We start from the raw sequence: 21,013 nt of genomic DNA, 5'->3' as shown, positions 1-21,013 counted from the left end.
CGGCGGGCTTTCGTTTCTTTATCTTCCAAAATCTGGAATCGGATCTTCCAAATTTTGTAACACGTCAGCGTAATTCTGCTGCAAGTGCTTGAATTTGTTGGGGTGGCTGATGGGACTCGAACCCACGACGACAGGAATCACAATCCTGGACTCTACCAACTGAGCTACAGCCACCACTGTTACTGCTTTTTTTGTTCTTCGCTGCTTTTGTGTTTCAGCAGCGAAGAACAAGATTATACGAACACTTTTGAATCTTGCAAAGCTTTTTTTTCAAAAACTTCTTCGGCCTCGTTCAGATGCGCGCGCGCCTCGTCGAACACGGCCAGATCGCCGCGTGCGAGCTTCTTGTTGTCCGACAGCACACGACGCCAGCCACGTGCACCGGGCATGCCGCGATACAGTCCGAGCGCATGCCGCACGATCGCGCCGAGGTAGGTGCCGCGCTTCAGTTCGGCCGCGCAGTATTCGATCAGCTTCGCCTCGGCCTCTTCGCGCGTCGGCGTCTCTGCGGTCGACCCATAGAAGCGTGCATCGACCTCCGCGAGCACGTACGGGTTGTGATACGCCTCGCGGCCGAGCATCACGCCGTCGACATGCTCGAGATGCTGCGCAACCTCGTGGAGCGTCGTGATGCCTCCGTTGATGACGATCTCGAGCGAAGGAAAATCGCGCTTCAACCGATACGCATAGTCGTACTTGAGCGGCGGGATCTCACGGTTCTCTTTCGGCGACAACCCTTTCAGGATCGCATTGCGTGCATGCACGACGAACGTTTCGCAGCCAGCCTCGGCCACCGTGCCGACGAAGTCGCGCACGAATGCGTAGTCCTCGACCGCGTCGACACCGATCCGGTGCTTGACCGTGACCGGCACCGACACCGCATCGCGCATCGCCTTCACGCAGTCCGCGACGAGCTGCGGCTCGTTCATCAGGCACGCGCCGAACGCGCCGCGCTGCACACGCTCGGACGGACATCCGCAATTCAGGTTGATTTCGTCGTAGCCCCACTGCTCGCCGAGCTTCGCCGCGCGCGCAAGATCGTCGCGCTCGCTGCCGCCCAACTGCAGCGCGACCGGCGATTCGTTCGGCGTGAACGCAAGATGTCGCTGGGCATCGCCGAACAACAGCGCGCCCGTCGTGATCATTTCCGTATACAGCCACGTATCGCGCGTCAGCGTCCGGTGGAACGAACGGCAATGACGATCGGTCCAGTCGAGCATGGGCGCGACGGATACGCGGCGGGGAGGAAGCGAGGACGGTACGGACATGGATTTCGGGCAACAGGCCAGGCGGCGCGGAAACAACCCGGCATTTTACCGCAACAGCGGGCTGGCCTGCCCGGCATGCACGCTACCCCTCGCCCAGCTCCGCATCGACCGCCCGCCGCGCCTCGTCCAGCACGCGCTCGATCACGCGTCGCTCGGTCAGCAGGATCCCGTCCACCTTGACGAGCCGCCAGTCGATCCGCACGGCATCGCCCTGCAGCACGCGGTAATGCGCATGCTCGCCGTCCCAGACCTGCTCGGTCTTCACCTCGATCTCGAAGCCGCGGTACGGCTCGCTGAAATCGCCGAGGTCGCTGCCTCTCGGTTCCATCGCACGCTCCGTGGCGACGCAGCACCAGGCCGCCCGCGCGGCCGGCGCCGTGCGCTCAATCGTATTCGTCGGACAAAAAGGATTTGCCATCGGCCGTCAGGTCGACCCGGTCGGCCGCCGCCTGATAGATCAGCCCCTCGTTCAGCAACGCGTAGACGACGTCGTCGAACGCAGCGGGAACCGGCCGGCTTTCGCCGAACTGGTCGATCCATTTCAGCGCCTCGATGGCTTCGGGGGAAAGGATGGGGGTCATGCGTGGCCTCCGGCATCGGTGTCGCTCCATCCTAGCACTTCGTCCGGAAGTCGAATACCAAGGCAAACGCGCCGCGCAAATGCCGGGCGGCGCCAACGGGCAGGCTGCCCGCGGCGGCGCACCGGCGCAGGACACACGCTCAGAGGCGTGCGATCGATACTTCGGTCGATTTCACGAGCGCGACGACTTCCGCGCCGACCTTCAGTTCGAGTTCGTCGACCGAACGGGTCGTGATCACCGACGTGACGATGCCGAACGGCGTCTCGACGTCGACCTCGGAGACCACGGATCCGCGAATGATCTCCTTCACCTTGCCCTTGAACTGGTTACGTACGTTGATTGCAGTGATGCTCATCAGGTTGATCGCTCCGAAGAAAAAGATCTCAGAACGGGCGGCCGCTGCCGCCCGGATTTAAACGGCCCAGCGGATCTGCCCGACCGGTCGAACGTTGTCTGCCTCGTGCACCTCGCCCGGTGCATCCGTACCGGGCCCGCCGGCGAGCACGCGTTTCAGCACGCGGTCCTCCAGCGCCGCAAATGCGGCCGATGCGCGGGCGCGCGGCCGGTCGAGCGGCACCGGCTGATCCAGCGCCACGCGCCCCTGCTCGATGAGCAGGATGCGATCGCCGAGCGCGACGGCCTCCTGCACGTCGTGCGTGACGAGCAGCGCGGTGAACCGATGCTCACGCCACAACCGCTCGATCAGTGCATGCATCTCGATGCGGGTCAGCGCGTCGAGCGCGCCGAGCGGCTCATCGAGCAACAGCAGTTGCGGCCGGTGAACAAGCGCGCGGGCCAGTGCCACACGCTGCCGCTGGCCGCCCGACAGTTGCGCGGGCCAGTCGTTCGCACGCTCCAGCAGGCCGACTTCGTCGAGCACCGCGCGCGCTTTGTCGCGCGCGCCGCGTCCGAGGCCCAGCATCACGTTCTGCAGCACGGTCTTCCACGGCAGCAGGCGCGCATCCTGGTACATGATCCGCGTGTCGAGCACGCCGCCGCCTTCGCCACGCGTCACGAGCGCGCCGCTGCTCGGCTGCTCGAGCCCGGCGACGAGACGCAGCAGGGTCGACTTGCCGCAGCCGCTGCGGCCGACAATCGCGACGAAGCTGCCGCGCGCGATGCCGAGTTCGACGTCGTCGAGCACCGTGCGTGCGCCGAAGCGCTTGCTGACACCCGACAGCGTCACCGCGTCGTCGGGTGCCGGGCTTCCTGCCCGCCGCCGCGCGAGCGGAACGATGGACGCACTGCCGTCACGGTCGAGGATCGCCGCATCCCGCGCGTCGCCGTCCGTGACACGCGCCTGCGCCAGTTCGACCTCGAGGTCTGCGCCGGCAAGCGGGCCGTAGGCGGCCGCCGAAGTCGTCGCATTCATGCCTTTGCTCCTGATTGATAAGCCGGGTGCCAGCGCAGCGTCACACGCTCGAGCCATTTCGCCAGCACGTCGGCCAGCTTGCCGAGCACCGCGTACAGCAAGATGCCGACCACCACCACGTCGGTTTGCAGGAATTCACGTGCATTCATCGTCATGTAGCCGATGCCCGACTGCGCCGAGATCGTTTCCGCGACGATCAGCATCACCCACATCAGCCCGAGCGCAAAGCGCACGCCGACGAGAATCGACGGCAGCGCACCGGGCAGGATCACGTCGCGGTACAGCGCAAAGCCGCGCACGCCATAGCTCTTCGCCATCTCGATTAGGTTGGCGTCGACCGAGCGGATCCCGTGGTACGTGTTGATGTAGACCGGAAAGAACACCCCGAGCGCGACGAGGAACAGCTTCGCCTTCTCGTCGATGCCGAACCACAGGATCACGAGCGGAATCATCGCGAGCGCCGGGATGTTGCGAATCATCTGGATCGTCGAATCGAGCGCGACCTCCGCCGCCTTCGACAAGCCGGTCGCGAGCCCCAGCGCGAGGCCGACACCGCCGCCGATCGCGAAACCGAACAGTGCGCGCCATGTGCTGACTTTCACGTTCGCCCACATTTCCCCCGACGTCACGAGCGACCAGGCCGCTCGCACGACCGCCACGGGTTCGGGCAGCACGCGGGTCGACAGCCAGCCGACGCGGGCGCCGACTTCCCATGCCACCAGCAGCGCGAGCGGCACGAGCCACGGCGCGACGCCGCGCCATGCGCGGGCGGCCAGAGCCGCGCCCGTCGTCGACGTTTTCGTTGTCATCGCAGGCCTCCTGTCACTCAGCTCTGGGCTGCCTTCGGCAGATAGCTGTTGCCGACGATCTCGCCGAACGGGCCGGACAGCGGGCCGGTCGCCTTCGCCGCGCCGTTGCCCTTGATCAGCGGGAACACGAGTTCCGCGAAACGGTACGACTCCTCCAGGTGCGGATAACCGGACAGGATGAAGGTTTCGATGCCGAGATCCGCGTATTCGCGCATGCGCTCCGCGACCTGCTCCGGATTGCCGACGAGCGCGGTACCCGCGCCGCCGCGCACGAGGCCGACGCCGGCCCACAGGTTCGGATACACCTCGAGTGTCTCGCGGCCGCCGCGCTTGCCGCCATGCAGCGCGGCCATCCGGCGCTGGCCTTCCGAATCCATGTTCGCGAACGCCTTCTGCGCGCGGGCGATGGTTTCGTCGTCGAGGCGGCTGATCAGGCGCTCCGCGTCGCGCCATGCTTCGTCCTCGGTCTCGCGCACGATCACGTGCAGACGAATCCCGAACTTGATCTTGCGGCCGCGGGCTTCCGCGCGGGCACGAATATCGGCGATCTTCTTCGCGACGGCCTCGGGCGGCTCGCCCCAGGTCAGGTAGGTGTCGATGTGATCGGCCGCGATCTGATGCGCGGCCGGCGACGAACCGCCGAACCACAACGGCGGATGCGGACGCTGCACGGGCGGATACAGCGCCTTGCCGCCCTTCGACTGCAGGTGCTTGCCGATGTAGTCGAACCCGCCGTTGTCGTGCGACGCGGACAGCAGCCCGCGCCAGATGTTCAGGAAGTCGTCGGTGATTTCGTAGCGCGTGTCGTGATCGGCGAACAGGCCGTCACCCTCGAGTTCGGCAGCATCGCCGCCCGTCACGACGTTGATCAGCAGGCGGCCGCCCGACAGACGGTCGAACGTCGCGGCCATCCGCGCCGACAGCCCGGGCGACGCGATACCGGGACGGATCGCGACCAGGAACTTCAGGCGCTGCGTCGCCGGGATCAGGCTCGACGCAACGACCCACGCATCCTCGCAGGAACGGCCGGTCGGCAGCAGCACGCCCTCGTAGCCGAGCGTGTCGGCCGCAACCGCCACCTGCTTGAAGTAATCGTAATCCGCGGCGCGTGCACCTTCGGCCGTACCGAGATAGTGGCTGTCGCCGTGCGTGGGGATAAACCAGAACACATTCATCTGCTGCTCCTGCTTGACTGTCCTTGCCGGAATTTGAAAAAACACCGCCCTGCTCGCGTCGCGGATCAGCGGCGCATGCATGGTGTGCGTTCGAATCGGGATGGTTCGCCGGTCAGGCCGTGCAGCGGGCGAGGACGCGATTGCACGGCTGTTTCTGGGAAATCAGTCTAGGGATCGGTACAGGGCTTTGGAACGATTTTTTTGAGCTTAGGTTTTCCGCTTTCGTGATTAGCACGACGCTGGAGCGAATATCACCGCGAGCGGGCCCTATAATGGCGCACCTATCCGAATAACTCCGCGCGTACAGCCCCGGCCGTGCGCGCCTGCGGTGCACTCATCGATGCAGAAAGTCATCCTGCCATTCCTGTCCGGCTTCCTGGCCGCCCTGTTCTTTCGCGAAGCCACGCTCGCACTCCTTCATACGGCCGACCTGATCGCCGCAACCGGCTTCTCCACGCAGCCGTTCGCGCCGCTCGGCATTCCTGAATTTGTCGCGAATGCGCTGATCAGCGCATGCTGTGCGATCCCGATGGCGTGGCTGCTGCGCGTCTCGCCGGAACGCGAGGCATCGTGGATCGGCGCGCTGGTGTTCGGCGGCATCGTGCTGACGGCCGCCCGCGTGTTCGCGATCGATCCGCTGCGCGGGATCTGGCCGTCGGGCAACATGATGCCCGTGCTCGCCGCCGGCTTCGCGGCAAACGCGGTATGGGGCTTCGGCGCGCTCGTGTTCATGCGCGCGTTCATGTCGGACGACGCCGGCGACGAGTAACGCGGACGCCACGCCCTTCGGCCGCCGGGCGGTCGACATCCATGCAAAAGGCCGCCTGCACCTGCAGGCGGCCTTTTCGTTTCCGGCTCGCGCGTCGGTCGGCCCGACGTCAGTCCTGCAGATTCCGCAGCGGATGCGTGTCAGGTGTCCACGGGCTGTCGAACATCGCGAGCACGTCTGCACGATCGATATCGGCGGACGACTTGAAACGCCAGACCGGCTGGTGGTCCTTGTCGACGATCAGCGCGCGCACGCCTTCGATCACGTCGCCGCGCGCGAACGTCGAGCGCGTGAGGTCGAGATCGCGCCGCAGGCAATCGGCCATCGTCGCGCCGCGTGCACGTTCGACGACTTCGAGCGACACGGCCATCGACAGCGGCGACAACTGTTCGCGCATCGCATGAGTCGCCTTCTCGATCCATCCGTCGACGGCCGCGCAATCCTGCTCGGCGTCGAGCGACGCGAGAATCGCGCCGATGTCGGGCTGCGCGAAATGCCGGTCGATCCCCGCGCGCGCGTCGGCCAGCGCCGACGTGTCGGGCGTCGGCACGACCTTGTGTGCGGCGGCCGCTTCGGCTACGCACGCGACGGCCTGCGCGCCGCTGTCGATACGCGCGTGGCGCAGCGTGTCGAGCAGCGCCGGCAGCGCGGCATCGGGCAGATAGACGTCGGCGAGCTGCGCGTACAGCGCGCCGGCCGCGTCGAGCGTCGCGCCGGTCACGGCGAGATAGCGGCCGATCGCGCCGGGTGTGCGCGCGAGGAACCAGCTCATCCCGACGTCCGGGAACAGGCCGATACGCGTTTCCGGCATCGCCATCTTCGTCGAGTCGGTCACGACACGCAGGCCGCCCGTATGCCGCGCCGCCTGCGAAATGCCCATGCCGCCGCCCATCACGACGCCGTGCATCAGCGCGATGTAAGGCTTCGGATAGGTGAAGATCGCGTGGTTCAGCGTGTATTCGTCGATGAAGAACGTATCGACCGCATCGCGGTCCCCGCGCTGCCATGCGTCATGGAAGAAGCGCACGTCGCCGCCCGCGCAGAACGCGCGCGGATGCGGGCTGTGCACGACGATCGCGACGACCTCGGGATCGTCACGCCACGCGTCGAGCGCCTGCTGCATCAGCCTGATCATGCCGACCGACAGCGCGTTCAGCGCCTTCGGGCGATTCAGTTCGAGAAAGCCGATGCGGTTCGCGACATACGCGCGTACGTCGGGCTGGGCGGATTCGGCAGAACCGGCTGCGGAAGTGGGGGTGGAATCGGTCATGAGGGCCATCCGGCAAATGGCAGTCGCACGCTCAGTGCGCCTGCATCTTCGAAAACAGGTTCAGCACGACGACGCCTGCGATGATCAGGCCGAGGCCGATCACGGCCGGCAGGTCCGGCACCTGGCGATAGAGCAGCATCGCGACGAGCGTGATCAGCACGATGCCGGCGCCCGACCAGACGGCATAGATGATGCCGACGGGCATCGTGCGCAACGTGAGCGACAGGCAGTAGAACGCGATGCCGTAGCCGGCGACGACGAGCGCCGACGGCCAGAAGCGCGTGAAGCCGTCCGCCGCGCGCAGCGCGGACGTGCCGACCACTTCCGCGACGATCGCGATCGCGAGCCATGCGTAACCGGGAAGCTGCATCGCTCAGCTCCTTGCGAGGGCCAGCACGGCGTAGTCGTGGCCGAGCTCGGCACACAGCACCTCGACGACGAATTCGTGATCCGCGCGTTGCGGCAGCCCGGACGCGGTGATCGAGCCGATCACGCCGGCGCCGGCGACGGTCAACGGAAACGAACCCCCGTGCGCCGAATATTCGGCGATCGGCAGCCCGTGCTTGTCCGCCAGCGTCGCGCCCGCCTGCTGCATGCGCAGGCCGATGGCGTACGAGCTGCGGCGGAAATGCGCGACGACGTTGCGCTTGCGGCGCACCCAGTCGGCGTTGTCGGGCGTCGCGCCGGCGAGCGCCGCGTAGAACAGCGGCTGGCCGAACGTGACGATGTCGAGCGCGACCGCATGGCCGCGAGACGCCGCGAGCGCATGCATCCGGTTGCCGAGCGCCCACGCGCGGGCCGGGTCGAAATGGGGAAACACGAGCGCCTGTTCCTGCGCGCCGATCGATTGCAGATCGTGAGCGATGTCCATGAATCCGTCGATGCAGTAATGAGAGTTGCAACGGCGCCGATGCGATCGCGCACGGCGTCGCTGGCGAAGAGGCGAAACAAACCGTTCGATTCTAGCGCACGCGCCCGACGTACCGTCCCTACAAGACACGACACGCGATTGTCAGAAAGTGCTTGCACCCGTTCGGGTAACTCCTTATAATTCATTTCTTCGACGGACGCGGGGTGGAGCAGTCTGGCAGCTCGTCGGGCTCATAACCCGAAGGTCGTAGGTTCAAATCCTACCCCCGCAACCAACGTCCAGATTCATGCAAAAAGCCCGGCTCCGTGCCGGGCTTTTTGTTTTCCCGTCTCATTTCCCGCCCCTCTTCGCGCATCCGCACCTTCCGCTTCGCGCGACACGCGGCCGGCATGCGCAGGCGTTCAAGAATGCCGCGACCCGGTGATACACTCGCATCACCTCGTCCCTTCCACTCGACATGAAATTCTGCTCCGTCTGCGGTCACGAAGTCATCGCGCGCATTCCTCCGGGCGACAACCGCGAGCGCTTCGTCTGCGATCACTGCGGCACGATCCACTACCAGAATCCGCGCAACGTCGTCGGAACGGTCCCGGTCTGGGGCGATCAGATCCTGCTGTGCCGCCGCGCGATCGAACCGCGCTACGGGTTCTGGACGCTGCCCGCGGGCTTCATGGAAATGGGCGAGACGACGGCCGAAGCCGCCGCGCGCGAAACGCTCGAGGAAGCCGGTGCGCGCGTCGAGGTGCAGAACCTGTTCACGCTGCTCAACGTGCCGCACGTGCACCAGGTTCACCTGTTCTACCTCGCGCGGCTCACCGATCCGGGATTCGAAGCCGGCGAGGAAAGCCTCGAAGTGAAGCTGTTCGACGAAGCCGACATCCCGTGGGACGAAATCGCGTTCCCGACCGTCAGCCAGACCCTGCGATTCTTCTTCGCCGATCGCGCCGCCGGCGACTACGGCGTGCACACCGGCGATATCTTCCGCTCGCTGCGCAACGGCTGAGCCCTCGCCCCATGGTCCCCTGGCTCGGCCCGGACGATCCGTTTCCGCCCATCGAACGCGCGCTCGGCCCCGCGACCGGCGCGCCGGGGCTGCTCGCCGCGAGCGCCGACCTGCTGCCGTCGCGCCTCATCGACGCATACCTGCGCGGCATCTTCCCGTGGTATTCGGACGGCCAGCCCGTGCTGTGGTGGAGCCCCGACCCGCGCATGATCCTCGTGCCGGCCGAGTTCAAGGTGTCGCCCTCGCTGCGCAAGACGCTGAAGCGCGTGCTGCGCGAACCCGAATGGGAAGTGCGCGTCGACCACGACTTTGCGGGCGTGATGCGCGCCTGCGCGCAGGCGCCGCGCCGCGGGCAGCGCGGCACGTGGATCACGGCCGAGATCATCGATGCATACACGTCGCTCTACCGGTCCGGCAACGCGCACAGCATCGAGACCTGGCACGACGGGCGACGCGTCGGCGGCCTGTACGGCGTGTCGTTCGGGCGGATGTTTTTCGGCGAGTCGATGTATGCGGACGCGACCGACGCATCGAAAATCGCGCTGGCCACGCTCGTCGCGCACCTTCGCGAGCAGGGGCTGGAAATGATAGACTGCCAGCAGAATACGTCGCATCTAGCGTCGCTCGGCGGCCGCGAGATCGCACGCAAGGCCTTTGTCGCTCACGTGCGCAGCGCGGTAGCCGAACCGCCGATTCCGTGGCAGTTCGACAAGCGCGTGCTCGCCGCGCTGACGGGCCGCGCCGAAACGGCGCCTCCCTCCGGGATCGAGCGCTAGCGCGGCACTCCCTCCCTGCAACGAGAGCTGCCCATGACTCATCCGACTGAGCTGCCGCTTTCACCGCTTTCGGCGCTGCAATTCTATGCAACGGCGCCCTATCCGTGCAGCTATCTGGACGGCCGCGTCGCGCGCTCGCAAGTCGCGACGCCGAGCCACCTGATCAATTCCGACATCTATACCGAGCTCGTGAAGGCCGGCTTCCGGCGTTCGGGCGTCTTCACATACCGCCCGTACTGCGACGGCTGCCGTGCCTGCGTGCCGGTGCGCGTCCCCGTCGACGCGTTCGCGCCGTCGCGTACGCAGCGCCGGATGTGGAAGCGGCACCGCACGCTCGTCGCGACGGTTTCGCCGCTGCACTACGACGAAGAGCATTACGCGCTCTACATGCGCTACCAGTCCGCACGCCACGCGGGCGGCGGCATGGATCGCGACAGCCGCGACCAGTACGAGCAATTCCTGCTGCAGAGCCGGATCAATTCGCGCCTCGTCGAATTCCGCGACCTCGACACACCGGGCGGCGAGCCCGGCAGGCTGCGCATGGTCAGCATGATCGACATCCTCGGCGACGGACTGTCGTCCGTTTACACGTTCTTCGAGCCCGACGATCAGCACACGAGTTACGGCACCTACAACATCCTGTGGCAGATCGAGCAGGCCAGGAGCCTCGGCCTGCCCTACGTGTATCTCGGATACTGGATCCGCGAGAGCCCGAAGATGGCCTACAAGGCGAACTTCCACCCGCTCGAAGGGCTGATCGACGGCCGCTGGAAGATACTCGATCCGGATCGGATCGACCTGCCGCCCGTCGACGCGGCACTGGCCCGCGCGCCATTGCCGGGCGGACATTCCGGCTCGGGCTGACACGCGCTGCAGGGGCGAGGACGCGAAGCGCGCCCCTGCCGCTCAACTCCCGGTAAAATAGCGGGTTGTCATCCATTCCGGCTGTCCGCCCTATTCCCGTGTTCAGTTCCCTTTATCCGCTGGCCCGCGCATCCCTGTTCAAGATGGATGCGGAAGACGCTCACCACCTCACGCTGCGCGCGCTCGGCGCGGCCGGCCGCACGGGCCTTGCCTGCGCGCTGTCGGCCCGCGTGCCCGACGCGCCGCGCACCGTGATGGGGCTCACGTTCCGCAACCCGGTCGGCCTCGCGGCAGGCCTCGACAAGGACGGCGCGGCCATCGACGGCCTTGCGGCACTCGGCTTCGGCTTCATCGAGGTCGGTACGGTCACGCCGCGCCCGCAGCCCGGCAACCCGCGCCCGCGGATGTTCCGCCTGCCGCAGGCCGAGGCACTGATCAACCGGATGGGCTTCAACAATCACGGTGTCGACCAGTTCGTGAAGAACGTCCAGGCTGCCCGCTATCGGGGCATCCTCGGCCTGAACATCGGCAAGAACGCCGATACGCCGATCGAGCGCGCCGCAGAGGATTACCTGTACTGCCTCGAGCGCGTGTACCCGTTCGCGAGCTACGTAACGATCAACATCTCGTCGCCGAACACGAAGAACCTGCGCCAGCTGCAGGGCGCGGGCGAGCTCGACGCGCTGCTCGCGGCGCTGAAGGACAAGCAGCAGCGCCTCGCCGACCTGCACGGCAAGCTCGTGCCGCTCGCGCTGAAGATCGCCCCCGATCTCGACGACGAACAGGTCAAGGAAATCGGCGACACGTTGCTGCGCCACAAGATCGAGGCGGTCATCGCCACCAACACGACGCTGTCGCGCGCGGCCGTCCAGGGCCTGCCGCATGCGGACGAAGCCGGCGGCCTGTCGGGCCGCCCCGTGTTCGACGCGTCGAACGAAGTGATCCGCAAGCTGCACGCGGAAGTCGGCAGCGAAGTGCCCATCATCGGCGTCGGCGGCATTTTCTCGGGCGAGGACGCCCGTGCGAAGCTCGCGGCCGGCGCAGCGCTCGTGCAGCTCTACACGGGCTTCATCTACCGCGGCCCCGCGCTCGTCGCGGAATGCGTGAAGGCCGTCGCCCGCGAACGCACCGCGTAATATAGACATAAACAAACGGTATTTAGAGGTCGATTGCATTTTTGCTATCATCGGCCCTCATTACCAGAATCAATGACCCGGACAGGGCAAGGAAACACACGATGAAGATTGCGCTGCTGAAGAAGCTGCTGGTTGCCGGCCTGATCGGCACGTCGCTCGCTGCCGCCACCGCGCATGCGGCCGACCTCCTCGACCAGGTGAAACAACGCGGCACGCTGCGGGTCGGCCTCGAAGGCACGTTCCCGCCGTTCAACTCGAAGAACCCGCAAGGCGAACTCGTCGGCTTCGACGTCGACATCGCGAAAGCCGTGGCCGCGAAGCTCGGCGTGAAGGCGGAATTCGTGACGACCGAATGGAGCGGCATCATTGCGGGTCTGCAGGCCGGCAAGTTCGACGTGATCTCCAACCAGGTCGGCATCACCGACAAGCGCAAGGAAACGCTCGACTTCTCGCCGCCTTACACGTTTTCGTCCGCGCAGCTGATCCAGCGCAAGGACGACACGCGCGAGTTCAAGTCGCTGGATGACCTGAAGGGCAAGAAGCTCGGCGTCGCGCTCGGCACGAACTACATGGACATGGCGAAGTCGGTGCCCGGCATCGACGTGAAGACGTACCCGGGCGCGCCCGAGTACCTGCGCGATCTCGCGGCCGGCCGACTCGACGCCGCGCTCAACGACCGCCTGATGCTCGCGTACCTGACGAAGAATTCGCAACTGCCGCTGCGCCCGGGCGCGAACGTCGGCTCGGCGAACCCGTCGGGCATCCCGTTCAAGAAGGGCAACCCGAAGTTCCAGAAGGCGATCGACGACGCGATGACGCAACTCGAGGCCGACGGCACGTTCACGAAGATCTCCGACAAGTGGTTCGGCATCGACGTGACGAAACCGATCAAGTAAGCACGCCTGCATTTCCCGCCTGACGGCGGGCCGGAAAGGGCGGCATCCGCAACGATGCCGCCCTTTGTTTTGTTCGTCCGGTTTATGATTGCGCTTTCGCGCACGCATTCGCTTCGTATTCCATGTCGACAACTTCCCTGCTCGTCCAATCGCTGCCGGTGCTCGCCCAGGGTGCCGTACTGACCGTCAAGTTCGCCGTGCTGTCGATGGTGTTCGGCCTGCTTGGCGCCGTCGTGCTCGCGATGATGGGCATCCGGCAGAGCGAAGCGCTCGACGGCTTCGAGAGCATCTGGGTCAACGCGCTCGCGTGGCTGGCGCGCGCGTACGTGAGCCTGATGCGCGGCACGCCGCTGCTCGTGCAGATCTTCGTCATCTATTACGGGCTGCCGAGCCTCGGCATCTCGCTCGACCCGACGCCGGCCGGCGTCATTGCGCTGTCCGCGAACGTCGCGGCCTACATGTCGGAAAGCATGCGCGGCGCGATCAACGGGATCGCGCGCGGCCAATGGCTCGCCGCGTACAGCCTCGGGCTGTCGTGGGGGCAAACGCTGCGCTACGTGATCGGTCCGCAGGCGCTGCGCATCGCGGTGCCGAGCCTGTCGAACAGCCTGATCAGCCTGATCAAGGACACGTCGCTCGTGTCCGTGATCACCGTGACCGAACTGCTGCGCAGTGCGCAGGAAGTGATCGCGGCGACCTATCAGCCGCTGCCGCTTTATCTCGCCGCCGCGGCCGTGTACTGGATCCTGTGCCAGGTCCTCGAATGGGTGCAGCGCTGGTACGAAAAACGCCTGTCGCTGCCGACGCGGCACTGAGCACCGGCCGTTCGCCGGGCCGCCCGCGCGCGCCCGGCGCCTTCCTTCCCGCTTACTCGCCCGAATAGCGCACGCCGAGCGCCGCTCGCGCGGCATCGGTCATCGCGATCATCAGCCGCGAATGGTCGTGCGTCATGATCGGGCTTTCGGTCTTGCCCGCGCGCAGCAGGTCGCAGAAGTGCGCGGTCTCGTAGTTCAATCCGCCGCCTTCAGCCGGTGCGTCGAGTTCGACGGTGCGCCCGTCCGCATAGCTGATCGTCGCGCGCACCGGGTTCCACCACTTCTCGTGAATCATCACATGGCCGCCGGCTGCGGCGATCAGCGCGTCGCCACGCCCCATCACGTCGAGCCCGCAAAAAAGCTGGGCGATCCCGCCGTGCGCATGCACGCTGTTCAGGCTCGCGAACAGGTCGACACCCGTCGCGCCGACGCGGCCGAGCGTCTGTACGTCGAGCGCCGCACCGAGCCAGTCGACCGCGAGAAAGGTCTCGTAGATCCCCATATCGAGCAGCGCACCGCCCGCGCGATCGAGGCGATAGACGGAATGGTCGCCGGGTACCGACGACGACGCGCACCCTGCCCGTACGAGCCGGATCTCGCCGATCGGATCGTCCTGCAGGTGCGCGCGCAACTGACGGTACAGCGGGAAGAACGGCGGCTTCATCGCCTCCATGAAAAGCCGCCCGGCGTCGCGTGCCGCTTGCAGCACGGTGTCGAGTTGCGCCGCGTTCAGCGTCGCGGGTTTTTCGCACAGCACGGCCTTGCCGGCGGCAAGCGCGGCCAGCGTGTACTGCGCGTGACTGTCATGGAGCGTCGCGATGTAGACCGCGTCGATATCGCTCGCGAGGAGTGCTTCGAGGCTGGCGGCAGGCGAACCGCCGTGCGCGCCGCAAAAGGCTGCCGCGGCGTCCGCGCGGCGGGCCCAGGCACCGGCGAGCGTGGCGCCCGGCACATGTGCGAGGCTTTGCGCGAAGCGGCGCGCAATGCTGCCTGCGCCGATGATGCCGAAGCGCACCGGGCGATGGTCGTTGTCGTTCATCCTGATCTTCCGTGTCGGTCGTATGACGGTGGCCGGCACGCTGCCGGCCGGACGTCATGATAAACGGCCCGGCGGCACACGGATGAGCGAAACGCGCCGCGTCAGGCGCGCATGGGCACGTCGACGGAGAAATCGCGCGAGATCTCGTCGGCGCTGAAATCGATCAGCGCGAGCGAAGCGGCTTCGGCTTCGCGCGGATCGCGCCGCTCGATTGCGTCGACCACACGCGCATGCGCCTTCACCACGACGTCGTGCGCGCCCTCCTTCTGCACGACACGCGGATTCACGAGGCGCACCGCGCCGCGTACGATCGCCGCCATCTGCTGGAAGAACTGGTTACCGCTCGCCTGGACGATCCGCGTGTGCAGCAACTCGTCCGCCGTGTCGTAGCCGGGGTCGCCCGGCTGCAGCACCTTGAAGGCATCGAACGCTTCACGGATGCCCGCGATGTCCGCCGCCGTTGCGCGCACCGCCGCCTGCGCGGTCGCGCGCGGTTCGATCAGCATCCGGAATTCGATGACGTCGCGCATGAACTGCGGATCGGGTTTCGCCCGGAAGCGCCAGCTCACCACGTCTTCATCGATCATGCGCCAGTCGCGCATCGGCCGCACGCGCGTGCCGACTTTCGGACGCACGTCGAGCATGTCGCGCGCAAGCAACATCGACAACGCTTCCCGCATCACGGTGCGACTCACATCGAACTCTTTCGACAGCACGTCCTGCGGCGGCAAGATGCCGCCGTACTTGTCTTCGACGATACCCGAGACAAGCCCATCCATCACTTTGGCGACCAGTGACCGGTCTTTGCCCTGCTCCATGACACCTCCCCGTGCGTCGATTTGCGAACACCTGCTCCGCAGTTCCGCCGGCCCTGGTTACGACTGTTCTTATGATCTATAAGTTGATGAGTTCGAGGACATTTCGCTATCTGGTAAACACCTGACAGGGTTATCCCTCTTTTTGACGGGGTGATTTATACGGCTAAAAATAAGGCCCGGGAAGCGCATTGCGCCTACCGGGCCCCGAATTCCACAAGATTTAAACATTCAGTTCATTACGGTACATGGCATACCGTTACGGACTGCTTTCCATATCTTTCAATTAGCCGAATAAACGATCGTTTCAACGCCGTTTTCCGTGCCGAGCAAGCACAGATTCGCGCCGCGCTCGGCGAACAGGCCGACCGTCACGACGCCCGGCCATGCGTTCACCTGCGCTTCGAAGCCGCGCGGGTCGGCGATCTGCAGCCCCTTCACGTCGATGATCTCGTTACCGTTGTCGGTGATGTACGGCGCACCGTCCTTCGTCACGCGCAGCACGGGCACGCCGCCGAGTGCGGTCACGCGCCGGCCGATCGCCGTGCGTGCCATCGGCACGACTTCGATCGGCAGCGGGAACGCGCCGAGCACCGGCACGCGCTTGCTGGCGTCGGCGATGCAGACGAACGTGTCGGCCACCGATGCGACGATCTTCTCGCGCGTGAGCGCACCGCCGCCGCCCTTGATCATCGCGCCGCCCGCGTCGATCTCGTCGGCGCCATCGACGTACACCTGCAGCGAGTCGACCTCGTTCAGGTCGAACACCTTGATGCCGTGCGATTTCAGGCGTTCGGTCGTGGCGACGGAGCTCGACACGGCGCCGCGATAGCGCGCCTTGACGACGGCGAGCGCGTCGATGAAGCAGTTGGCGGTCGAGCCGGTGCCGACGCCGATCACGGCACCTTCCGGCACGTTCTGGATCACGTAGTCGGCGGCGGCCTGGCCGACGAGGCGTTTGAGTTCGTCTTGAGTCATGGAGTGGTAAAGCTGCGGGATTGCGGAAAACCGCCAGTTTACCGGAGTCGGATGACGGCCCGCGTTTTTCGGCGTGCGGTGCGCCGCGGGTTCAGGGCTCATCTGCCGCGGGTTGCGTGCCGGCGAAGTACTTGTCGAGCAACGCCTGCGCGATCGCATCGGTTTCGGCGTCCGGATCACCCGCGTAGTCGGCCGGCCTGAAATGCATCTGAAACGCCGCGAACACGCGTCGCGTACGTTCGTCGAGCACGCCGTCGGTCGCCACGTCGTAGCCGTAGCGCGCGAGCTTGAGCTGCAGTTCGCGCACGTCGACCGGCGCATGCGGATCCCGACCGGCGAGCCGCGCCGCCACGGTCGCGGCGTCCGGCCACGCACCGACACCGGCCTGCGCCAACGCACGCCACGGGAACAACGGCCCCGGATCGATCTTGCGTTGTGGCGCGATGTCGCTGTGCCCGACCACGCGCGTCGGCGGAATCGCGTAGCGCGCGACGATGTCCTTCGACAGCCGGGTCAGTGCGGCGACCTGCTCGGGCGGATACGGCTGCCAGGTGCGGTTCTGCGGATCGAGCGGGCCGCGGTTCACGTTCTCGATGCCGATCGACACCGCGTTCAGCTCGGTCGTGCCCTGCCACTCGCTGACGCCCGCGTGCCATGCGCGCTCCGATTCCGGAACAAGCTGGTAGACGACGGGCAGCCCGCGCTCGATGCGCGGCTGAGGCGGGATCACGTAATGCACGCTGACCGAATCGCCCGTCAGCGTGCGCAGCGATTTCGCCTCGTCGCTTTCGGTGTAATGCATCACGAGAAAGCGGATCCGCGAATCGGCACCGCGCGCGTGCAGGCTCGTGTCGGCATAGTAGGTGCCGCGTTCGACGAGCGTCGGCGACGTGCAGGCAGCCAGCAGGCACAGCACGGCGCAGGATGCGCCTATGCGGAACAGGGTCATCGGTCGCGCACTCCGGAGGGCCGCGTGCCGCACCGGATCGCGGCACGCGTCGTTCGGGTCATTCGAGGCCCGCGCAAGCCGCGCGGGACGGGCTGCGTCAGCCCTTCACGCGCCGCTGGCGCACGGCTTCGTACAGGCACACGCCGCTTGCGACCGACACGTTCAGGCTTTCGACGCTGCCGGCCATCGGAATGCTCATCACTTCGTCGCAGGTGTCGCGCGTGAGCCGGCGCATGCCTTCGCCTTCCGCGCCCATCACGAGCGCGACGGGGCCGTCGAGCTTCGTTTCGTAGAGCGTTGCCGAGGCTTCGTCCGACGTGCCGATGACCCACACGCCGGCGTCCTTCAGCTCGCGCAGCGCACGGGCGAGGTTCGTCACCGTGATGTACGGCACCGTATCGGCCGCGCCGCTCGCCACCTTGGCGGCGGTCGCGTTCAGGCCGACCGCACGGTCGCGCGGCGCGATCACCGCGTGCGCACCGGCCGAATCGGCGACACGCAGGCATGCGCCGAGGTTGTGCGGATCGGTGACGCCGTCGAGCACCAGCAGCAGCGCGGGGCCCTGGATGCCGTCGAGCAGTTCGGACAGGTTCTGCGCGAGCGGGATGTCCTCGACACGCGCGACGACGCCCTGGTGGCGCTCGGTATGTGCGAGGCCCCACAGGCGCGTTTCATCGGCCGCGATCAGCCGCACGCCCGCTTCCTTCGCGGCGTGCAGGAAGTCCTGCATGCGGCGGTCGCGGCGCGTCTGGTCGTACAGCACCTCCGCAACCGTCGATGCATCGTGCCGCAAACGTGCGGTCACCGCATGAAAACCGTAAAGAACCTTCAGACGTGACATGACTGGAACAACCTTCGATCAAACGTGCGGCCGCGCGACGCGCGCAGCCGCGATCCATGGAAAAGGAAAGCGCCGCGTTGCCGGCCGATGACCGGTGACGCGGCGTCTCTCGATACTGCAGGGCGTGCGCATGGCGCCGCCCCGAACGCTCAATACTTCTTGCGGGCGCGGGTCTTCTTCGCGGTCGGCTTCGCCGCCGCACCGCCGCCGCCGCCGTTGCCGGCACTACCGCCCTTCTTCTTCGCGGCGGCACGCGCGGCGCGCGCGTCCTTCACCGCGACGCTCGGCGCGCTCGCGGCCTTCTTGCGGCGCGGCGCGGGTTCTTCCGCCTGCGGCAGAGCACGGACACGCGGGCCGTTACGGTCGATACCGCCGCCAGCCGAAGCCGGCGCGGGCGACGGGCGCGGCGCCTTCACCGGCGTATCGCGCACGAGGCGGAAGTCGATCTTGCGCGCGTCGAGATCGACACGGCTCACCTGTACGCGCACGCGATCCGACAGACGATAGCGGATACCCGTCCGCTCGCCGCGCAGCTCGTTCTTGATTTCGTCGTACTGGAAGTAGTCCGAGCCGAGTTCGGTGACGTGCACGAGCCCTTCGATGAAAAGCGTGTCGAGCTGCACGAAGATGCCGAACGACGTGACGCCGTTCACCATCCCGCCGTACTCCTCGCCGAGCTTGTCGCGCATGAAGTAGCACTTGAGCCAGGCCTCGACGTCGCGCGACGCTTCGTCCGCGCGGCGCTCGTTCGCCGAGCAGTGCAGGCCGAGTTCTTCCCAGATCGCCGTATTCGAGCGCGAGCGGCCGCGCGTTTCGTCGTCGGCCTGCTGCATCGCACGGGCGCGCGGTGACAGCGCGGTGTTCAGCTCGAAGCCGTCCGGCGCCTTCGGCACGTATTTCTTGCCGGACAGGATCGCGTAGATCGCGCGGTGCGTGAGCAGGTCCGGATAACGGCGGATCGGGCTCGTGAAGTGCGCGTACGCCTCGTAGGCCAGGCCGAAGTGACCGATGTTGTCCGGGCTGTAGACGGCCTGCTGCATCGAGCGCAGCAGCATCGGCTGCAGCATCTGTGCATCGGGCCGGTCGCGGATCTGCGCCATCAGCGCCGCGTAGTCGCTCGCATGCGGCTTGTCGCCGCCGCCGAGCGACAGGCCCATGCCGCGCAGGAACGCACGCAGGTTCTCGAGCTTCTCCGGCGTCGGTCCCGCGTGCACGCGGTACAGGCCCGGATGCTTGTTGCGCTTCAGGAAATCGGCCGCGCAGACGTTTGCGGCCAGCATGCATTCCTCGATCAGCTTGTGCGCGTCGTTACGCTGGCGCGGCACGATCTGCTCGATCTTGCCCTGCGAGTTGCAGACGATGTAGGTCTCGGTCGTGTCGAAGTCGATCGCGCCGCGCTTCTGCCGCGCGGCGAACAGCGACTTGTAGACGCCGTACAGATCCTGCAGGTGCGGCAGCAGATCCGCGCGGCGCGCGGCCTCCGGCCCCTTCGTGTTCGACAGCACGGCCGCGACTTCGGTGTACGTGAGGCGCGCAGCCGAATGGATGACGGCCGGGTAAAACTGGTACGCCTTGATCTCGCCGCGCCCGGTGATCACCATGTCGCACGCGAGCACGCAACGGTCGACCTGCGGATTCAACGAGCAGAGGCCGTTCGACAGCTTCTCCGGCAGCATCGGAATCACGCGGCGCGGGAAGTAGACCGACGTGCTGCGCTCGAGCGCGTCGGCATCGAGCGCGCTCCCAGGCTGTACGTAATGCGACACGTCGGCGATCGCGACGATCAGCCGGTAGCCGTCGCCGCGGCCGACCTTCACCGGCTCGCAGTAGACGGCATCGTCGAAGTCGCGCGCGTCCTCGCCGTCGATCGTCACGAGCGGCACGTCGCGCAGGTCGACGCGGAAACGCAGGTCGGTCGGCCGCACCTTGTCGGGCAGCGCGGCGGCTTCGTCGAGCGCCGGCTGGCTGAATTCGTGCGGCACGCCGTACTTGCGCACCGCGATTTCGATTTCCATGCCCGGATCGTCGATGTCGCCGAGCACCTCGACGACACGGCCGAGCGGCTGCGAATGGCGGCTCGGGAAATCGGTCAGCTCGACGACGACGACCTGCCCGACCTTCGCCTTCTTCACGTTCTGCGTGATCAGGATGTCGTGGCCGATGCGCTTGTCTTCCGGTGCGACGATCAGCGCGCCGTTCTCGTTGAGCAGGCGGCCGATCACGCGCTTGTTCGCGCGCTCGGTGACTTCGACGACGTGCCCTTCCGGGCGGCCGCGGCGATCGTAGCCGACGATCCGCGCGAGCACGCGATCGTTGTGCATCACCTTCTGCATTTCGCCGTTCGGCAGGAACAGGTCGTCCTGGCCGTCGTCGCGGATCACGAACCCGTAGCCGTCGCGATGCCCTTGCACGCGCCCGGCGACGAAGTTCGACGGATGGGTCAACTGGTAGTGGCCGCGCTTGTCGAGGCGGATCTGGCCGTCGCGCTCCATCGCGGCGACACGCCGGAAGAACCCCTCGCGCTCCTGACGCTTGATCGACAGTGCTTCGGCGATGTCGTTGGCGGCCAGCGGCGCGTCGCTCGTACGCAGCACGCCGAGAATCTCTTCACGGCTCGGAATGGGGTACGGATATTTGCTCAAGGGTTTGTCGATGATTTTTCTCGTTGCGTTGACTGATGGTGCACGGCATCAACATAGAGGTGTCCTTCAGACAGTTCTATATTGACGGCGGCGGGTCATTCTATCACCCGCCTGTGTCGCCAAATGACGGGGAATGCCGCCGGC

The 21,013-nt window shown here is 66.3% G+C and carries 23 protein-coding genes and 2 tRNA genes; 8 read left to right on the top strand and 17 right to left on the bottom strand.

The window, feature by feature from the left end; genetic code table 11:
- Nucleotides 1–98: 98 nt before the first annotated feature.
- The 8 genes from AB3K92_RS30530 to ssuD form a co-directional block, all read right to left on the bottom strand.
- Nucleotides 99–174 (bottom strand) — tRNA-His (locus tag AB3K92_RS30530).
- A 59-nt stretch (nt 175–233) separates the two neighbouring features.
- Nucleotides 234–1,220 (bottom strand): tRNA dihydrouridine(20/20a) synthase DusA, encoded by a 987-nt coding sequence (gene dusA, locus AB3K92_RS30525; RefSeq protein WP_244113278.1) that lies wholly within the window; start codon nt 1,218–1,220, stop codon nt 234–236.
- A gap of 130 nt (nt 1,221–1,350) precedes the next feature.
- Complete coding sequence (locus tag AB3K92_RS30520; RefSeq protein WP_011351864.1) at nt 1,351–1,596, bottom strand: hypothetical protein; 246 nt, start codon at nt 1,594–1,596, stop codon at nt 1,351–1,353.
- 55 nt (nt 1,597–1,651) lie between these two features.
- Complete coding sequence (locus tag AB3K92_RS30515; protein WP_027787628.1) at nt 1,652–1,849, bottom strand: hypothetical protein; 198 nt, start codon at nt 1,847–1,849, stop codon at nt 1,652–1,654.
- Nucleotides 1,850–1,988: 139 nt separating this feature from the next.
- Complete coding sequence (locus tag AB3K92_RS30510; RefSeq protein ID WP_006476104.1) at nt 1,989–2,204, bottom strand: molybdopterin-binding protein; 216 nt, start codon at nt 2,202–2,204, stop codon at nt 1,989–1,991.
- A 57-nt stretch (nt 2,205–2,261) separates the two neighbouring features.
- The gene (locus AB3K92_RS30505) at nt 2,262–3,221 is read right to left on the bottom strand and encodes an ATP-binding cassette domain-containing protein (RefSeq protein ID WP_059484522.1); all 960 of its coding nucleotides are present in this window, start codon (nt 3,219–3,221) and stop codon (nt 2,262–2,264) included.
- Complete coding sequence (gene ssuC, locus AB3K92_RS30500) at nt 3,218–4,030, bottom strand: aliphatic sulfonate ABC transporter permease SsuC (protein WP_021161567.1); 813 nt, start codon at nt 4,028–4,030, stop codon at nt 3,218–3,220. Before ssuC ends, AB3K92_RS30505 begins: the two co-directional genes overlap by 4 nt.
- A 17-nt stretch (nt 4,031–4,047) precedes the next feature.
- A complete protein-coding gene (gene ssuD / locus AB3K92_RS30495; RefSeq protein WP_369466491.1) occupies nt 4,048–5,205 on the bottom strand; it encodes an FMNH2-dependent alkanesulfonate monooxygenase in 1,158 nt (385 codons plus the stop codon).
- Nucleotides 5,206–5,545: 340 nt separating this feature from the next.
- Here ssuD and AB3K92_RS30490 point away from each other — a divergent pair, with 340 nt between their 5' ends.
- On the top strand, nt 5,546–5,974 hold the full coding sequence (locus AB3K92_RS30490; RefSeq protein WP_006484223.1) for a hypothetical protein: 429 nt from the start codon (nt 5,546–5,548) through the stop codon (nt 5,972–5,974).
- 109 nt (nt 5,975–6,083) lie between these two features.
- Here the strand turns inward: AB3K92_RS30490 and AB3K92_RS30485 are convergent, their stop codons facing one another.
- From AB3K92_RS30485 to AB3K92_RS30475, 3 genes are read right to left on the bottom strand one after another with little or no spacing between them, the layout of a single operon-like run.
- Nucleotides 6,084–7,244 (bottom strand): enoyl-CoA hydratase/isomerase family protein, encoded by a 1,161-nt coding sequence (locus AB3K92_RS30485; protein ID WP_369466490.1) that lies wholly within the window; start codon nt 7,242–7,244, stop codon nt 6,084–6,086.
- A 31-nt stretch (nt 7,245–7,275) separates the two neighbouring features.
- Entirely contained in the window at nt 7,276–7,614 is a 339-nt protein-coding gene (locus AB3K92_RS30480) for a multidrug efflux SMR transporter (RefSeq protein ID WP_021161565.1), read from the bottom strand.
- 3 nt (nt 7,615–7,617) lie between these two features.
- Nucleotides 7,618–8,115, bottom strand: coding sequence for a heme-degrading domain-containing protein (locus AB3K92_RS30475; RefSeq protein ID WP_048020686.1), 498 nt, complete (start codon nt 8,113–8,115; stop codon nt 7,618–7,620).
- Nucleotides 8,116–8,312: 197 nt separating this feature from the next.
- Between AB3K92_RS30475 and AB3K92_RS30470 the strand changes: the two genes are divergently transcribed.
- The 7 genes from AB3K92_RS30470 to AB3K92_RS30440 all read left to right on the top strand — a co-directional run bounded on the left by AB3K92_RS30470 (nt 8,313) and on the right by AB3K92_RS30440 (nt 13,605).
- Nucleotides 8,313–8,389 (top strand) — tRNA-Met (locus AB3K92_RS30470).
- Nucleotides 8,390–8,572: 183 nt separating this feature from the next.
- Complete coding sequence (locus tag AB3K92_RS30465; protein WP_021161562.1) at nt 8,573–9,118, top strand: NUDIX hydrolase; 546 nt, start codon at nt 8,573–8,575, stop codon at nt 9,116–9,118.
- A gap of 11 nt (nt 9,119–9,129) precedes the next feature.
- Entirely contained in the window at nt 9,130–9,894 is a 765-nt protein-coding gene (gene aat / locus AB3K92_RS30460) for a leucyl/phenylalanyl-tRNA--protein transferase (RefSeq protein ID WP_369466489.1), read from the top strand.
- Between the two features lie 33 nt (nt 9,895–9,927).
- Complete coding sequence (locus AB3K92_RS30455; RefSeq protein ID WP_048020690.1) at nt 9,928–10,758, top strand: arginyltransferase; 831 nt, start codon at nt 9,928–9,930, stop codon at nt 10,756–10,758.
- Nucleotides 10,759–10,856: 98 nt separating this feature from the next.
- Nucleotides 10,857–11,894, top strand: a complete 1,038-nt coding sequence (locus tag AB3K92_RS30450) for a quinone-dependent dihydroorotate dehydrogenase (protein ID WP_021161559.1) — start codon at nt 10,857–10,859, stop codon at nt 11,892–11,894.
- A gap of 101 nt (nt 11,895–11,995) precedes the next feature.
- On the top strand, nt 11,996–12,790 hold the full coding sequence (locus tag AB3K92_RS30445) for a cystine ABC transporter substrate-binding protein (protein WP_369466488.1): 795 nt from the start codon (nt 11,996–11,998) through the stop codon (nt 12,788–12,790).
- 122 nt (nt 12,791–12,912) lie between these two features.
- A complete protein-coding gene (locus AB3K92_RS30440; RefSeq protein ID WP_369466487.1) occupies nt 12,913–13,605 on the top strand; it encodes an amino acid ABC transporter permease in 693 nt (230 codons plus the stop codon).
- Nucleotides 13,606–13,657: 52 nt separating this feature from the next.
- On the opposite strand, the gene AB3K92_RS30435 is transcribed toward AB3K92_RS30440, so the two are convergent.
- From AB3K92_RS30435 to rnr, 6 genes are all read right to left on the bottom strand, one after another.
- Nucleotides 13,658–14,644, bottom strand: a complete 987-nt coding sequence (locus AB3K92_RS30435) for a Gfo/Idh/MocA family protein (protein ID WP_369466486.1) — start codon at nt 14,642–14,644, stop codon at nt 13,658–13,660.
- 101 nt (nt 14,645–14,745) lie between these two features.
- Nucleotides 14,746–15,462 carry a FadR/GntR family transcriptional regulator gene (locus AB3K92_RS30430; protein ID WP_021161556.1) on the bottom strand — a complete coding sequence of 239 codons (717 nt, stop codon included), beginning with the start codon at nt 15,460–15,462 and terminating at the stop codon, nt 14,746–14,748.
- Nucleotides 15,463–15,741: 279 nt separating this feature from the next.
- Nucleotides 15,742–16,437 carry a ribose-5-phosphate isomerase RpiA gene (rpiA, locus tag AB3K92_RS30425; protein WP_027787641.1) on the bottom strand — a complete coding sequence of 232 codons (696 nt, stop codon included), beginning with the start codon at nt 16,435–16,437 and terminating at the stop codon, nt 15,742–15,744.
- 91 nt (nt 16,438–16,528) lie between these two features.
- Nucleotides 16,529–17,386, bottom strand: a complete 858-nt coding sequence (locus AB3K92_RS30420; RefSeq protein ID WP_369466485.1) for an N-acetylmuramoyl-L-alanine amidase — start codon at nt 17,384–17,386, stop codon at nt 16,529–16,531.
- A 97-nt stretch (nt 17,387–17,483) separates the two neighbouring features.
- Nucleotides 17,484–18,227 carry a 23S rRNA (guanosine(2251)-2'-O)-methyltransferase RlmB gene (rlmB, locus tag AB3K92_RS30415; RefSeq protein WP_021161555.1) on the bottom strand — a complete coding sequence of 248 codons (744 nt, stop codon included), beginning with the start codon at nt 18,225–18,227 and terminating at the stop codon, nt 17,484–17,486.
- A gap of 149 nt (nt 18,228–18,376) precedes the next feature.
- Nucleotides 18,377–20,869, bottom strand: a complete 2,493-nt coding sequence (gene rnr / locus AB3K92_RS30410; protein ID WP_021161554.1) for a ribonuclease R — start codon at nt 20,867–20,869, stop codon at nt 18,377–18,379.
- Nucleotides 20,870–21,013: the final 144 nt, after the last annotated feature.

Source organism: Burkholderia sp. Bmkn7 (genome assembly GCF_041103175.1).
GTDB classification, from domain to species: Bacteria; Pseudomonadota; Gammaproteobacteria; order Burkholderiales; family Burkholderiaceae; genus Burkholderia; species Burkholderia cepacia.
The sequence above is the reverse complement of the archived record's forward strand: the minus strand, read 5'-3'. Positions and strand labels throughout refer to the sequence as shown.

Bases quoted from the DNA above. Each gene is read 5' to 3' on its own strand.
- AB3K92_RS30475 (WP_048020686.1), bottom strand. From the start codon at position 8,115: ATGGACATCGCTCACGATCTGCAATCGATCGGCGCGCAGGAACAGGCG.
- rlmB (WP_021161555.1), bottom strand. From the start codon at position 18,227: ATGTCACGTCTGAAGGTTCTTTACGGTTTTCATGCGGTGACCGCACGT.
- AB3K92_RS30420 (WP_369466485.1), bottom strand. From the start codon at position 17,386: ATGACCCTGTTCCGCATAGGCGCATCCTGCGCCGTGCTGTGCCTGCTG.
- AB3K92_RS30520 (WP_011351864.1), bottom strand. From the start codon at position 1,596: ATGGAACCGAGAGGCAGCGACCTCGGCGATTTCAGCGAGCCGTACCGC.
- rpiA (WP_027787641.1), bottom strand. From the start codon at position 16,437: ATGACTCAAGACGAACTCAAACGCCTCGTCGGCCAGGCCGCCGCCGAC.
- ssuC (WP_021161567.1), bottom strand. From the start codon at position 4,030: ATGACAACGAAAACGTCGACGACGGGCGCGGCTCTGGCCGCCCGCGCA.
- ssuD (WP_369466491.1), bottom strand. From the start codon at position 5,205: ATGAATGTGTTCTGGTTTATCCCCACGCACGGCGACAGCCACTATCTC.
- AB3K92_RS30505 (WP_059484522.1), bottom strand. From the start codon at position 3,221: ATGAATGCGACGACTTCGGCGGCCGCCTACGGCCCGCTTGCCGGCGCA.
- AB3K92_RS30445 (WP_369466488.1), top strand. From the start codon at position 11,996: ATGAAGATTGCGCTGCTGAAGAAGCTGCTGGTTGCCGGCCTGATCGGC.
- AB3K92_RS30485 (WP_369466490.1), bottom strand. From the start codon at position 7,244: ATGACCGATTCCACCCCCACTTCCGCAGCCGGTTCTGCCGAATCCGCC.
- dusA (WP_244113278.1), bottom strand. From the start codon at position 1,220: ATGCTCGACTGGACCGATCGTCATTGCCGTTCGTTCCACCGGACGCTG.
- AB3K92_RS30455 (WP_048020690.1), top strand. From the start codon at position 9,928: ATGACTCATCCGACTGAGCTGCCGCTTTCACCGCTTTCGGCGCTGCAA.
- AB3K92_RS30440 (WP_369466487.1), top strand. From the start codon at position 12,913: ATGTCGACAACTTCCCTGCTCGTCCAATCGCTGCCGGTGCTCGCCCAG.
- aat (WP_369466489.1), top strand. From the start codon at position 9,130: ATGGTCCCCTGGCTCGGCCCGGACGATCCGTTTCCGCCCATCGAACGC.
- AB3K92_RS30465 (WP_021161562.1), top strand. From the start codon at position 8,573: ATGAAATTCTGCTCCGTCTGCGGTCACGAAGTCATCGCGCGCATTCCT.
- AB3K92_RS30510 (WP_006476104.1), bottom strand. From the start codon at position 2,204: ATGAGCATCACTGCAATCAACGTACGTAACCAGTTCAAGGGCAAGGTG.
- AB3K92_RS30430 (WP_021161556.1), bottom strand. From the start codon at position 15,462: ATGGAGCAGGGCAAAGACCGGTCACTGGTCGCCAAAGTGATGGATGGG.
- AB3K92_RS30480 (WP_021161565.1), bottom strand. From the start codon at position 7,614: ATGCAGCTTCCCGGTTACGCATGGCTCGCGATCGCGATCGTCGCGGAA.
- AB3K92_RS30515 (WP_027787628.1), bottom strand. From the start codon at position 1,849: ATGACCCCCATCCTTTCCCCCGAAGCCATCGAGGCGCTGAAATGGATC.
- AB3K92_RS30490 (WP_006484223.1), top strand. From the start codon at position 5,546: ATGCAGAAAGTCATCCTGCCATTCCTGTCCGGCTTCCTGGCCGCCCTG.
- AB3K92_RS30435 (WP_369466486.1), bottom strand. From the start codon at position 14,644: ATGAACGACAACGACCATCGCCCGGTGCGCTTCGGCATCATCGGCGCA.